The organism is Mycobacterium sp. NGS41 (genome assembly GCF_059812725.1).
In genome coordinates this window covers 125,820-140,158 of the sequence record NZ_JCALDF010000003.1, presented here as the reverse complement: position 1 = coordinate 140,158, position 14,339 = coordinate 125,820, and the positions used below count along the sequence as shown (strand labels likewise).

Below are 14,339 nucleotides of genomic sequence, written 5' to 3'. Positions count from 1 at the left end.
CTGTCGGTGCGGCGGTCTATGGTGGCCCGCAATGGCGCTTCATCTTCACCGTGCCGAGCGCACCGATCTGCTTGCTGACGGCCTCGGTGCCCTGCTGGCTGATCCGCTGCCCGACCCATTCGCCGAGGAGCTGGTGCTGGTGCCGGCCCGCGGGGTGGAACGCTGGCTGAGTCAGCGGCTTTCGCACGTGTTGGGCCGCAGAGCAGGCGGCGGCGACGGTGTCTGCGCCGGGGTGGCGTTTCGCAACCCAGGCTCGTTGGTCGCCGAACTCACCGGCACCGTCGACGACGATCCCTGGTCACCCGAAGCCATGACCTGGCCGCTGCTGGAGGTGATCGACGCCAGCCTCGACGAGCCGTGGTGCCGGACACTGGCAAAACACCTGGGCCACTTCGACGCTGACCCCGCCGAGGCCGAGCTGCGCAAGGGCCGTCGCTACGCGGTGGCGCGCCGGCTCGCCGGACTGTTCGCCTCCTACGCCCGCCAACGCCCACGGCTGCTGGTCGACTGGCTGGACGGCAACCTCGGCGACCTGGACACCGACCTGGCCTGGCAGCCCGAGCTGTGGCGAGCACTGGTTACGGCAGTCCCCGCCGACCCGCCGCACATCCGACACGAAAAGACCGTCGCGCGGTTGCGTGAAGGCCCGATCGACCTTGCTGCCCGGCTCTCGCTGTTCGGGCACACCCGGCTGGCAGGCACCGATATCGAGCTGCTCGACGCCCTGTCCGCTCACCACGACCTGCACCTGTGGCTGCCGCACCCCAGCGACGAGTTGTGGCGCGCACTTACCGGGCTCCACGGCACGGTACCTCGACACGAGGACACCAGCCGGCTCGCCGTCACACATCCGCTACTGCAAACCCTCGGTCGCGACCTGCGAGAGCTGCAACGCGCACTGCCCGCCGACCCGGATACCGACGAATACATCACTGGCACAACCAAACCCAACACCCTGCTGGGCTGGCTGCAAAGCGATATCGCCGCCGGCGCCGTCCGCCGCGATGGCCGGGCACTGACCGAAACCGACCGATCGGTCCAAGTCCACGCTTGTCATGGCGCGTCCCGGCAAATCGACGTGCTGCGCGAGGTGCTGCTCGGCTTGCTGCAAGACGACCAGTCGCTGGAACCGCGCGACATCGTGGTGATGTGCCCCGACATCGAGACCTATGCGCCGTTGATCGTCGCCGGCTTCGGCCTCGGCGACATAGCCGGCGAGGGCCATCCCGCGCACCGGCTACGAGTCAAGCTGGCCGACCGTGCACTGACCCAAACCAACCCACTGCTCGGCTTGGCCGCCGAACTGCTCGCTGTGGCGGGCACCCGCGCGACCGCCAGTCAGGTGCTCAGCCTCGCGCAGGCCGCTCCGGTGCGGGCCAGGTTCAAGTTCACCGACGACGACCTGGACACGATCACTGCCTGGGTGCGCGACTCGAACATCCGCTGGGGCTTCGACCCTGAGTACCGCCGGCCGTACGGCCTGGACGGCATCGTGCACAACACGTGGCGGTTCGGGCTCGACCGCGTCCTGACCGGGGTGGCGATGTCGGACGACTCGCGCGCCTGGCTGGGCACTGCACTGCCGTTGGACGACGTCGGCAGTAACGAGATCGACCTGGCCGGACGCCTGGCCGAATACGTCGAACGTCTGCGCCAGATCGTCGAGCGCCTCAGCGGCACAATGTCTTTAGCCGCATGGCTCGATGCACTGGCCGCAGGCATCGACCAGTTGACCGCTTCCGATGAAGCTTGGCAACAGGCGCAGGTGCAGCGCGAATTCGGCGACGTCCTTACGCAGGCGGGCCCGCGTGCTGCGACGCTGCTGCAACTGTCCGACGTGCGTGCGCTGCTGGCTGACCACCTGGCCGGACGTCCCACCCGGGCCAACTTCCGCACCGGCACCCTGACCGTGTGCACCATGGTCCCGATGCGCTCGGTACCGCATCGAGTGGTGTGCCTGGTGGGCCTCGACGACGGGGTGTTCCCGCGACTGAACATCACCGACGGCGACGACGCCCTGGCCCGCGTCCCGATGACCGGAGAACGTGACATCCGTTCAGAAGACCGGCAATTGCTGCTCGACGCGATCGGCGCGGCCACCGACACCCTGGTGATCACCTACACCGGCGCCGACGAGCACACCGGCCGGCCGCGTCCACCCGCTGTTCCCCTCGCCGAGTTGCTCGACGCCTTGGATCAGACCACGCCGGCGCCGGTCCGCGGACGGGTCCTCACCAGACATCCACTGCAGCCGTTCGACCGGAAAAACGTCGTACCCGGCGCGCTGACACCCGGCAAGCCGTTCACGTTCGACCCGACCGCGCTCGCCACCGCCGAAGCGTTCACCGGGACACGCTGTGCGCCAGCGCCTTTCATTACCGATCGACTTCCGGCACTGCCCACCGCCGACGTGGCTTTGGCGGATCTGCTCGACTTCTTCAACGACCCGGTCAAAGGGTTCTTCCGCGCCCTGGACTACACGCTGCCGTGGGATGTCGAAACCGTCGAGGATGCGATGCCGGTCGAGATCGACGCCCTACAGGCGTGGACGGTCGGCGACCGGATGCTGCACGACATGCTGCGCGGGATGGACGTCAAAGTCGCGGTCAACGCGGAGTGGCGCCGCGGTACATTGCCGCCCGGAAGGCTCGGCTGGCGCAAGGCCGACGCCATCAGCCAGACAGCCGCCCAACTGGCGGCGATGGCCCGGCGATTTCAAGTCACCGACCCCAGGGCGCACGACGTCGCCGTCGAACTCGGTGCCAACCGCCGCGTCAACGGCACCGTCAGTCGGCTCTTCGACGGCCGCATCGTCGAAGTCACGTATTCGAGGCTGGCGCCGAAACACAAACTCCAAGCATGGATCCCGCTGGTCGCGCTGGCCGCGGATGACCCGGACCGTGACTGGTCTGCGATCTGCATCGGACGTGGCAGCAAAGACACCATCGAGGTATGCGGACTTTCACCGCCTCCCGATGCCGTGACCGTGTTGCGCGATTTGGTGGCGATTTTCGATGCCGGACGCCGGGAGCCACTGCCGCTACCGCTCAAGACGTCGTATGCCTGGGCCGAACGTCGCCACCTCGGCAAGGATCCGATGAAATATGCGCGTAGTAAGTGGGAAAGCAACAACTTTCACGAAGGCGAAGACCGCGATCAGGCCCACGTCGAAGTGTGGGGCCGAAATGCTGCCTTCGAAAAGCTGCTGAGTCTGCCGTGCCCGGGCCTCGAGGTGGATGGTGAGACCACCGGACTGGGCGCGCTTGCCGCTCGATTGTGGCTTCCGTTGCTGGCCGCCGTGGGAACACCGGGCTGATGGACTCATTCGACCTGTTGGGCACCTTGCCGCGAGATGCCTCCACCACCGTGCTGGAAGCCAGCGCCGGCACCGGCAAGACATTTGCACTGGCCGGCCTGGTCACCCGCTACCTCGCCGAGACCGATATCACGCTCGATGAGATCCTGGTCATCACGTTCAACCGCGCGGCCAGCCTAGAGTTGCGGGAACGGGTGCGCGAGCAGATCTTTGAGGCGATCTGCGCATTGGAGAATAGGGTGCCGCTCCCCGGCGGCGGCACTGACCTCATCGACCATCTGACGCACGGCGACGCCGAGGAGCTCACCGCGAGACTGACCCGACTACGTGACGCTCTGGCGAACTTCGATGCGGCAACCATCGCGACGACACACGAGTTCTGCGGGCTGGTGCTGAGATCACTTGGGGTGGCGGGTGATACGGCGGCCAATGTCCGGCTCGAGGAGAATCTCGACGATCTGGTCACCGAAATAGTCGACGACCTGTACCTTGCGAATTTCGGGCGCCAGGAATCCGATCCGATCCTGTCTTACCCAGATGCGCTCACACTTGCCGCGGCAGTCGTCGACGACCCGTGTGCGCAGCTGCGGCCGCTGGATCCCGAGCCGGGCAGCGCGGCCGACATCCGGCTGCGTTTCGCCGCCGACGTCATCGAAGAACTCGAACAGCGCAAACGCCGGCTGCACATCCTCGGCTTCAACGACCTGCTGACCAGGCTCGCGGAAGCCCTTACCGCAGCGGATTCCCCTGCGCGCGAACGGATGCAGGGGCGTTGGCGGATCGTATTGGTCGACGAGTTCCAGGACACCGACCCCATCCAGTGGCGCGTTCTCGAGTGCGCATTCAGCGGTCATTCGACGCTGATCCTGATCGGCGACCCGAAGCAGGCCATCTACGGCTTCCGCGGCGGCGACATCTACACCTACCTGTCGGCGGCCGACACCGCAGACGCCCGTTACACGTTGGGCGACAATTGGCGTAGCGACAAGGCGCTCGTCGACAGCCTGCAGACAGTGCTGAAGGGCGCCGCACTGGGCCATCCCGACATCGTCGTGCGCGAGATCGAAGCTCGCCGAACGGGACACCGCCTGGCGGGTGCGCCACACATGGCGCGGTTTCGGCTGCGTGTCGTCCAACGTCGCAGCCTGGGTTATGACGAGACGGCCAACGTCCCGATCGAAGTGCTGCGCAGACACATTCCCGCCGACCTGGCTGCGGACATTGGGGAGCTGCTGAGCAGCGGAGCCGCGTTTGACGGCAGACCTCTTGCCGCCGGGGACATCGCGGTCATCGTCGAGCAGCACGCGGACGCACGTGCGTGCCGAGATGCTTTGGCGGCAGCGGGCATTCCAGCGATCTACACCGGCGACTCCGACGTGTTCAGGTCGCCCGCCGCCGAAGACTGGCTCTGCCTGTTGGAGGCTTTCGACGCGCCGCAGCGTAACGGCCTGGTCCGGGCCGCCGCGTGCACGGTGTTCTTCGGCGAATCCGCGGAAAGCCTGGCCACCGAGGGGGACACGCTCACTGATCGGGTGGCTGGCACGCTGCGGGAATGGGCAGACCACGCGCGTCAACGCGGCGTGGCCGCGGTATTCGAGGCCGCACAGGTAGCGGGCCTCGGCCGACGGGTGCTCCGCCAGCGCGCCGGTGAACGACACATGACCGACTTGTCGCACATCGCGGAGCTGCTGCAGGAGGCCGCGCATCGGGAGCGCCTCGGACTTCCGGCATTGCGTGACTGGCTGCGCCGTCAGTGCACTGACGGCGCCGGCTCGACCGAGCACACCCGTCGTCTCGACAGTGATGCCGCCGCCGTCCAGATCATGACCGTGTTCGTGGCCAAGGGGCTGCAGTTCCCGATCGTGTATTTGCCGTTCGCGTTCAACCGGCACGTTCGGACCAAGGACGATGTTCTGCTGTACCACGACGACCGAGATGGAGAAGTCACCCGCTGCGTGTATGTCGGCGGTAAGGACGGCAGTCCGGGCCGCCGGTCAGTCGAGGAGTTGAGCCGCCTCGAAGCGGCACGCGACAACATCCGGCTCACCTACGTCGCGCTCACCAGGGCGCAGTCGCAGGTGGTGGCGTGGTGGGCGCCGACGTTCGGCGAGGTCAACGGCGGGTTATCCCGACTGCTGCGCGGTCGCGGCGTCGGCGACTCGGAAGTGCCCAACAGGTGTGAGCCGGGTATCACCGACGAGGAGGCGTGGGCCGTGTTTGCGCGATGGCAGGCCGCGGGCGGGCCCTCAGTCGAGGAATCGGTGATCGCCGCCCCCGCAGTTGTCGAAAAGGCCCCGCCGGACGGCGTTTTGGAGGTGCGGCACTTTCACCGCTGGATTGACACCACATGGCGAAGAACGTCGTATTCGGCGCTGGTGCGCGACGCAGAACCGGCTGCGCCGGCGGGTGTGGCCAGCGAGCCGGAAGTTGGCCTGCGTGACGACGAAGTGGAGACAATCGTCGTCACAGAACCGGTTTCGGAAGTCGACAAGACCTCACCGCTGGCTGCCATGCCATCGGGGGCAGCGTTCGGGTCGCTGGTGCACGCGGCGCTCGAGACAGCGGATCCGCAGGCTGCCGACCTGGCTGCCGAACTGCAAGAGCAGGTACAACGGCACACGGCATGGTGGGCCGTCGACGTCGACAACAATGAGTTGGGTGCGGCCCTGGCGCCCATCCACGACACGTCGCTGGGGCCGTTGGCCGACGGTATGACGCTACGTCAGATCGGTGTTCGAGATCGGCTGCGGGAGCTGGATTTCGAGATGCCGTTGGTCGGCGGCGATGTGCGGAGTCCGGTGCCGAATGTGTCGTTGTCCGACGTGGGTGAACTGTTGCGGTCGCATCTGCCCGACGATGATCCGCTGTCTTCCTATGCCGACCGGCTGACTTCCATCGGGTTACGTGGTCAGTCGCTGCGGGGCTATTTGGCCGGATCGATCGACGTGGTGCTGCGTCTGCCGGGACCGCGATACCTGGTGGTGGATTACAAAACCAACAACCTCGGCGACACCGCTGCGGACTACGGATTTCCCCGGCTGGCCGAGGCCATGCTGCACTCGGACTATCCGTTGCAGGCGTTGCTCTATTCTGCTGTGCTGCACCGCTTTCTGCGCTGGCGGCAGGCTGGCTATGATCCCGCACAGCACCTCGGCGGTGTGCTCTACCTCTTCGTGCGCGGCATGTGCGGTGTCGACACTCCGGTTGTCGACGGACAGCCGACAGGCGTCTTCGGCTGGCGACCACCCACCGAGCTGGTGCTAGCGCTGTCGGATCTGCTTGACGAAGGGCGGCGGACGGCGTGAACACCACGGACGTCGAGGTCGCCGTCAGCGCCACCGGCCTGCTGGGTGTCTTCAATGAAGCAGGGGTGCTGGAGCTCTCCGATATTCATGTCGCACAACGACTCTGCGCACTGGGTGGGGAAACCGACCAGCAGGTCGCACTGGCCGTTGCGTTGGTGGTGCGGGCACTGCGGGGCGGGTCGATCTGCGTGGAGCTGGCGACCATCGCACACGTTGTGTCCCGCGAGGACCTGCCGTGGCCGGAGCCCACGCAGTGGCTGGCGGCACTGCGCGCCAGCACGTTGCTCGGCGAGCCTGCGGTTCTCCACCTTTATGACGACCGCCTGCTCTACCTCGACCGGTACTGGCTCGAGGAAAAGCAGGTGTGCGACGACCTGCTGACATTGTTGGGGGCCAAGTCGGCGGTCAAAATGCCGGCCCTGGAGCGCCTATTCCCGTCCGGCTACGACGAACAACGAGAAGCCGCGAAAATAGCTCTCTCGCAGGGCGTCACGGTTCTCACCGGAGGGCCCGGGACCGGTAAGACGACGACGGTAGCGCGGTTGCTGGCGCTAGTTGCCGAGCAGGCGGAGTTGGCGGGCTCGGCACGGCCGCGGATCGCCCTGGCGGCGCCAACGGGCAAGGCGACGGCGCGCCTGGCCGAGGCGGTGCAGCGCGAAGTGGCCCAACTCGACAGTGCCGACCGGACCCGTTTGGGAGAACTGCACGCGCTGACGTTGCACCGCATGCTCGGCTGGAAACCGGGTACGTCGTCGCGGTTCCGGCATCATCGAGGCAACCGGCTTCCGCACGATGTGATCGTGGTCGACGAGACGTCAATGGTGTCGCTGACCATGATGGCCCGACTGTTGGAGGCGGTGCGCCCAGAGGCCCGGCTGATTCTGGTCGGCGACGCGGACCAGCTGTCGTCGGTGGAAGCCGGTGCGGTGCTGGCGGATCTGGTGGACGGGCTGTCGGCGCGCAGCGATGTGCGGGTTGCGGCGCTACGGACGTCCCACCGGTTCGGGGAGGCGATCGGGGCGCTCGCCGAGTCGATCCGGATCGGTGATGCCGACGAGGTACTGAGGCTGTTGCGTTCGGGCGACCAGCACATCGAGTTCGTCGAGAATGACAGTCCGGCAGGGCCATTGCGATCAATCCTGTTGCCACACGCGTTGCGGCTGCGTGAGGCGGCGCTGCTGGGAAGCGCGGGTGTCGCGTTGGCGACGCTGGACGAGCACCGGCTGCTGTGCGCGCACCGGCGGGGACCGTTCGGCGTCCGGCACTGGAACCGTCAAGTGGAGGCGTGGCTGGCCGAGGAGACGGGTCAACCGCCCTGGACGCAGTGGTATGCCGGGCGTCCGCTCTTGGTGACGGCTAACGACTACGGACTGCGGGTTTACAACGGCGAGACCGGTGTGGTGGTGGCCGGCCCGGACGGTCTCCGGGCCGTCATCGACAGCACAACCGGACCGGTGGACTTCGCAACCAGCCGCCTCGGCGAGATCGAGACCATGCACGCCATGACAATTCACAAAAGCCAGGGCAGCCAGGTCGCTGAGGTCACAGTGCTTATGCCGCCTGAGGATTCGCAGTTGTTGACACGCGAGCTGTTCTATACCGCCGTAACACGGGCCAAGGCCATGGTGCGGGTGGTGGGTTCCGAGTCTTCGGTACGAACTGCCATCGCGCGTCGGGCGATACGCGCAAGTGGGCTACGGCAGCGGCTGCAGGCCACAGCATCTACTGCCTGATCAGGTCCCATCTGCCACATTTGTCTCTGGCCGGGAGAAGCGTCTTCGAATCCGCCTACGAGCGACAAGTTAGGTGTCGCTCGTAGGCGGACTAAAAGATACATCCCGACCCGCCGAGACTCATGTGACTAATGGGATCAGTCACCGTCGCCCCGTCGGCTCTGACTCACCACCCGACAAGCCGGAAGCATAGGGTGGTTCCCCGTGGGGAAAGCGTTCGATCCGATAGAGGCCCTTGCCAGAATTCTGACCGACCACGGCCCGTTGGGCGAGGACGAGATCGCGCGGCGACTGGGCGATAGCGGCGTCCCCGATCCCGACGACGTAATTGATGAATGTCTCGGCGAAACCGGATGCCCGGCAGTGCAATTGGTTGACGGCCGGTGGGTGTGGCTGCCGATGCTGCTAACCGGGCGGGTGTTCACGCACCGGCTGAGTTCAGACGAGGCGGCGCACGACCTGCTGACAGTGACACCGGACCTGGACCCGATCACCGCGTTGTGCGAACACGAGCAGTATGGGCGGTTCGCCGACGGTTCGGCGGCGCATGTCGTGCTGGCCGGGTTCGACGATGAGCTGCTCGAACAGCGGGGTATTCCGGACGATGTGGTCGAACCGGGCGGAGCGCTGCTCCTGACACCCGGCACGCTGGCGGCGCTGGGTGTCGCCGGGGGCGACCTGATCGGGATGCGGCTGAGCGATGACGGATTGGTGGTCGAGCGGGCAGCCGTGTCCGGCGATGACTCGGTTGGCCCGCGGCTGGCCTCGACGCTCGACTCCGACGAGCCGGTGTTCTTCGTCGCGGCGGTGTGGACGGTGTGCACCGAGGACCCTGCGGTGTTCACCAAGCCGCTGCCGCCGCTGCGTGAGATCGTCGACGACTTCGGTTTGACACATCGCGGCGACTGGCTCGCGCCCGCCGGATTCCATTTCGACCGTTGGCATTTCGAGCGCGGCTGCGCAATGCTGGCCGAACGGCATGACCTCGACCCCGACGACGCGTTCGCGCTATACGCTCTGCTCCAGCTCTACGACCAGGTATCGCTGGCGGTGGAGGCCGCGGACACGGAGGAACGGTTAGCGGACGCGTTGACCGGAGCGGGCGAAGACGCCGAAGTGCCGGAGGCGACGGAGTCCAATCCGTTCGACGTGCTGACTGAGGTCGGCGCCGAACTTGCCGACCCGCTGGTCGCTGAACTGCTGGTGGACGAGACGGTCGGCACCGGCGAGGCAGGGGCGGCTGCGCTGGGCCTGTTCGCCGCGCTCCTGGAGTCGAAGGTCCCGCGCGCGGCGCGAGTCGCGTGTCGTTGGCTGCGCGCGGTGGCATTGGAGCGGCTGGGCGACATCGAGGGGGGCGAGCGCGAGCTGTTGGCTGCCGAGTCGATGGACCCGGACTGGCCGCTGCCATTGTTAGACCTGGCCCGTTTCGCCTCTGATCGTGGCGACGTCGAGCGCGGCTTGGCATTGCTGCGGCGCGCGGGCGCCGAGTCGGACCACCCGCTACTGGAGGTGCTGGAGCAGCATCGGAGTGAGCCGCGCAGCGACGTCGGCCGAAACGATCCGTGCTGGTGCGGATCGGGGCGCAAATTCAAGAAGTGCCATCTTGGTCGCGAGCAGCTACCGCTGGCCGAGCGGGTGGGCTGGTTGTACATGAAGGCCTGTCAGCACACCCTGCTGAGCGGATGGGACGACCTGCTGGCCGAGACGGGCGAAGAACGCTATTCCGTCGATGATTCCGACGACGCGCTGGCCGAGGCACTGAGCGATCCGTTGGTGATGGACGCGGTGCTGTTCGAGGGCGGGGCGTTCGCCGAGTTCCTCCAGATGCGCGGTTCGCTGCTGCCCGACGACGAACGGCTGCTGGCCGAGCGATGGCTGCTGGTGGAGCGGTCGGTGTTCGAGGTCGAGCAGGTGCAGCCCGGACGCGGCCTCACCGTGCGCGACGTGCGTAGCGGCGACACGCACGAGGTACATGAGAAGACGGCCAGCCGCCAGCTGAAGCCCGGTCAGCTGGTCTGCGGACGTGTGGTGCCCGCCGGCGACAGCATGCAGTTCTTCGGCGGGCTGGAACCGGTTGCGCTGCAAGAGCGCGACGCGCTGATCGACCTGCTCGACACGGAACCCGACCCGGTGACCTTGGTGAGGCAGTTGAGCTTGCGCAGCCGGCCCTGACCAACACCGAGCCTTCGCACCGATCTCGGCCACGGCGCATCATGGAAGGGTGCGGATCGGAGTCGGAGTCTCCACCGCGCCCGACGCACGACAGGCCGCGGTGGAGGCTGCAGCGCACGCGCGCGACGAGCTCGCGGGTGAAGCGCCGTCGCTGGCCGTGCTCCTCGGATCGCGAACACACACCGACAGCGCTGTGGACGTCCTGGACGCGGTGCAGGAGACGGTCGAGCCGCCTGCGCTGATCGGTTGCGTCGCCCGGGCGGTCGTCGCCGGCTCCCACGAAATAGAGCGCGGACCTGCGGTAGCGGTGTGGCTGGCGTCGGGCTTGGTTACCGAGACGTTCCAGCTCGACTTTGTCCGGACCGGCTCGGGTGGCCTGCTTACCGGTTACCGGTTTGACCGGACCACACAGGATCTGCACCTGCTGCTGCCGGACCCGTATACGTTCCCGTCGAGCCTGCTTATCGAGCACCTCAACACCGACCTGCCGGGAACGACCGTCGTCGGTGGTGTGGTGAGCGGCGGGCGGGGACCGGGCGAGACCCGGCTATTTCGCGATCACGAAGTGCTGACCTCAGGCCTCGTCGGCGTGCGCCTGCCCGGGATGCACGGCATACCGATCGTGTCGCAGGGCTGTCGACCGATCGGCCAGCCATACATCGTCACCGGCGCGGACGGCGCAGTGATCACCGAGCTGGGCGGCCGACCGCCGCTGCAGCGTCTGCGTGAGATCGTCGAGGGGCTGCGGCATGAAGAGCAGGAACTGGTCAGCCGCGGGCTGCAGGTCGGGATCGTCGTCGACGAGCATCTGGCGGCGCCGGGACAGGGCGACTTCCTGATCCGCGGACTGCTCGGCGCCGATCCGTCGACCGGCGCGATCGAGATCGGCGACGTTGTCGAAGTCGGCGCGACCTTGCAGTTCCAGATCCGTGACGCGGCGGGGGCCGACAAGGATCTGCGCCTGGCCGTAGAGCGGGCGGAAGCGGAGCTGTCCGGGCATGCCGTCGGCGCGCTGTTGTTCACCTGTAACGGGCGTGGGCGACGGATGTTCGGGGTGGCCGACCACGACGCGTCGACGATCGAAAAACTGCTTGGCGGGATACCGCTGGCCGGCTTCTTCGCCGCCGGCGAGATCGGCCCGATCGCGGGCCGCAACGCTTTGCACGGGTTTACCGCGTCGATGGCGATTTTCACGGAGTGAGGGTGGAATACCGGGCTCCCCTCACGAGGAAACGGCGAGTTCGGTTGCGCACCTCCCGTACAAGTCTGTGCGAGCACCTAGCTGCAGGTTTGGGAGCCCCGGTCATAGCGACCGTTCAGTAAGGCGGAAATTGTGCTCGGCTGCCAAAGGCGGCCCTTCGCGGTGCGTTGTCCAGCCGAGTTGAGAACTCGGGCAGTGGCCACTTGCGTGACGCCACAACCGTGCACGAGCCAGCGAACGTAGCGCTTCAGCACCGGCTGACGCTGCGCCCATGCTGCCGTCGGGGCCGGAAGCATCGGCGGCACAACGCTTCCCGTGCTTGGACCGGCATCGGTGCCGGTGCCGGTGGTAACACGTCGCGCCGCGGGCCCGACGGGCGTCGCGGCACTGCTAGCCACTAGGGCCAATTCGATTTCGCGGCTGAGGATTTCGGCTCCCGCCGCGGCGAGAGCCGCGTGATCGAGCTCGTCGACAGCCTGGACCTCCCTTCGCAGCGCGAAGTCGATCTCGCTGAATCCGCCGGCGTTGGGGCACGGCTCGGGTTCCCGACCGAAGAAGAAAGTGAGGCCGTGGCGCTGAAGCACGAGGCTCAGTCGCCGCCAATGTTCCTCACGTCCGAAATCCGGTCCCGGGAAGGGAACCCAGATGTGCATGCGGCCTACTATCGCGCGGCCCAGCGCCGACATAACCGCGTCGACCTCGGTGAGGTTATCGTTTGATGCTGCCTCGCCGGGTGCAAACGAGAATGCTTCGACGATGGCGCATCCGTGCCGCACCGCATGTTTGGCCAGGTCGTCCCGATGCCCGAGCACCGTGTCGTGGTCGCCAAGCAGAATCACCTGAGATTCCGCCGGCGACGAGCCTGAAAAACGCGCCATAGATACCTCCCTATGTCTTGAAGCCCCCGCCTGGGCGCCCTGACCAGCGCCCGTCGGTGCCGGTCACTCCGTCATACGAGCGGGGGCAGCGCGCCGTCCAGTCGGAGCTCGGCGACGGCGTCTCGTGAAGCTGACCCCAAGGTATCGCGGCCCACCGACAACTTTCGTCAGCTCAGCTGCGGAAGCCCATGCGGTCGGTTGCCTAGAAGGTCCACAACCGACATCCAAGCAGGGCGAAGCGCAACTGGGACTCGAGGCGTTCAGCGATCATGAGCAGATGGCGGACGCGCGAGCGGAGATCACGATCAAGACGTCCGCAGAGTAACGCGGGACTAGACGCCTTTCATCGCGTGATTGGCTGAATGGTCACATGACGCGAGAAAACTCGGTCTCGACAATTTTGCCGACTTGGTCCGTAACCGAAGTAATAATGCGTTGTGCAGTTCTATCCCGTCCGCTTGCTATTGAGGGTGCGCCGTGGGCTATGACGAGCCCGACCCGCTTTTGCTCGGCCAGCGCGTGGTGGCGATACTCGAGACCGGCCTGCGTACAGCCACGTACAAGCTCGCCACGCTAATGGCGTTGATCGACCACTGTATCGAGAACATGCCCGAGCGGCCCGGCGGCGTGCAGCGGGTGCCGATTCCCGATCTGGCGCACCGGGTGCTGGAAATCTACTGGCAGCAGGTGCGCCCGTTCGACGGCAACCAATTGCGCCAGTCCACGGGGTCGCGTGCGCGAATCCTGGTTGCCACGAATGCATTACGTGAGGCCGGCGGGATCGAACGCACTGGCGTGTCGGTGGACATCGCGATGCTGCGCGCACCTACGGCATACCGCAGCGCCATCGACGAGATCACACTTTGCCTGGCGCAGCAGCCGTTGCACCGGTTGCAGAAACTGCCGGGTGCCTCGACCAGTGATCCTTTTCTCTACGATGACTCGTTTCTGCACGATCATGTGTCACGGTCGACGTTGCGTGCACACGGTGACTCAATCGAACTGAAACCCGGTGTTGCGCACGGGCTTGCGCGACTAGCCGGGCTGCTCAAGCCGGCGCTGGAGATCATGTGGGTCGACGACGTCCGCCGGATGAACAAGTTCCTCGACGCCAGGGTTCCCGACGTCGCAGGCCATCTGTTCGGCCGTGAGCGCACCGCCCTCGCCGCTGTCCGCGAACCGTTCAAGGAAGCGTACGGCCCGCACTGCTTCTACTGCGGCACGCACCTGCCCGTGAACAATCCGGTCGATCACGTGCTGCCGTGGTCGTTGGTCGGTATCGACGGGTTGGCCAATCTGGTGCTGGCGTGCGCCCGCTGTAACGGCGACAAGAGTGGTGCGCTGCCGGTGGTCTCGATCGTGGATCGCGTGCTTGAGCGCGATCGCGACGTGCTGGAACAGATCGCATCCGAGATCCAATGGCCCACGCAACACGACCGAGTCGTCGCCGCCGCGCGCGGTATCTACCGCGTGCAGCCTGCGGGCTTGCCCACCTGGGCGGGGTACAAGCGGGTCGAACGCCTGGATATCACATTCCCGTTGCCGTGGAAGTAAGTCGCGACGCCACGCTCCGATCGCCTACGAACAAGGGCGCGATGCGTATCCATTCAGTTACACCTCGTCTTCCGGCGCAGCATTGACGAATTTCCGTCCGCGCTGCGGGCGTGCGTCGCTCAATACCGACAAGCCAAGGTGCACAACCTATTTGTCGCTCGGAGCCGGACACAACGACAC

At 66.4% G+C, this 14,339-nt stretch carries 7 protein-coding genes; 6 read left to right on the top strand and 1 reads right to left on the bottom strand.

All coding sequences use genetic code 11. The features are described from left to right. The first annotated feature begins 31 nt into the window (after positions 1–31). The 5 genes from recC (at position 32) to AC5Y21_RS04465 (ending at position 11,727) form a co-directional block, all read left to right on the top strand. Positions 32–3,316, top strand: a complete 3,285-nt coding sequence (gene recC / locus AC5Y21_RS04485) for an exodeoxyribonuclease V subunit gamma (RefSeq protein ID WP_499909825.1) — start codon at positions 32–34, stop codon at positions 3,314–3,316. Continuing rightward, positions 3,316–6,621, top strand: a complete 3,306-nt coding sequence (recB, locus tag AC5Y21_RS04480; RefSeq protein ID WP_499909823.1) for an exodeoxyribonuclease V subunit beta — start codon at positions 3,316–3,318, stop codon at positions 6,619–6,621. The genes recC and recB overlap by 1 nt, the downstream gene beginning before the upstream one ends. Next, on the top strand, positions 6,618–8,354 hold the full coding sequence (gene recD / locus AC5Y21_RS04475; RefSeq protein ID WP_499909821.1) for an exodeoxyribonuclease V subunit alpha: 1,737 nt from the start codon (positions 6,618–6,620) through the stop codon (positions 8,352–8,354). The genes recB and recD overlap by 4 nt, the downstream gene beginning before the upstream one ends. A 204-nt stretch (positions 8,355–8,558) precedes the next feature. Beyond that, on the top strand, positions 8,559–10,526 hold the full coding sequence (locus AC5Y21_RS04470) for an SEC-C metal-binding domain-containing protein (RefSeq protein WP_499909819.1): 1,968 nt from the start codon (positions 8,559–8,561) through the stop codon (positions 10,524–10,526). 49 nt (positions 10,527–10,575) lie between these two features. After that, positions 10,576–11,727 carry an FIST signal transduction protein gene (locus AC5Y21_RS04465; RefSeq protein ID WP_499909817.1) on the top strand — a complete coding sequence of 384 codons (1,152 nt, stop codon included), beginning with the start codon at positions 10,576–10,578 and terminating at the stop codon, positions 11,725–11,727. Positions 11,728–11,804: 77 nt separating this feature from the next. On the opposite strand, the gene AC5Y21_RS04460 is transcribed toward AC5Y21_RS04465, so the two are convergent. Next, on the bottom strand, positions 11,805–12,605 hold the full coding sequence (locus AC5Y21_RS04460; protein WP_499909815.1) for a hypothetical protein: 801 nt from the start codon (positions 12,603–12,605) through the stop codon (positions 11,805–11,807). Positions 12,606–13,082: 477 nt separating this feature from the next. Between AC5Y21_RS04460 and AC5Y21_RS04455 the strand changes: the two genes are divergently transcribed. Then, positions 13,083–14,159 (top strand): HNH endonuclease, encoded by a 1,077-nt coding sequence (locus tag AC5Y21_RS04455; protein ID WP_499909813.1) that lies wholly within the window; start codon positions 13,083–13,085, stop codon positions 14,157–14,159. Positions 14,160–14,339 lie beyond the last annotated feature (180 nt).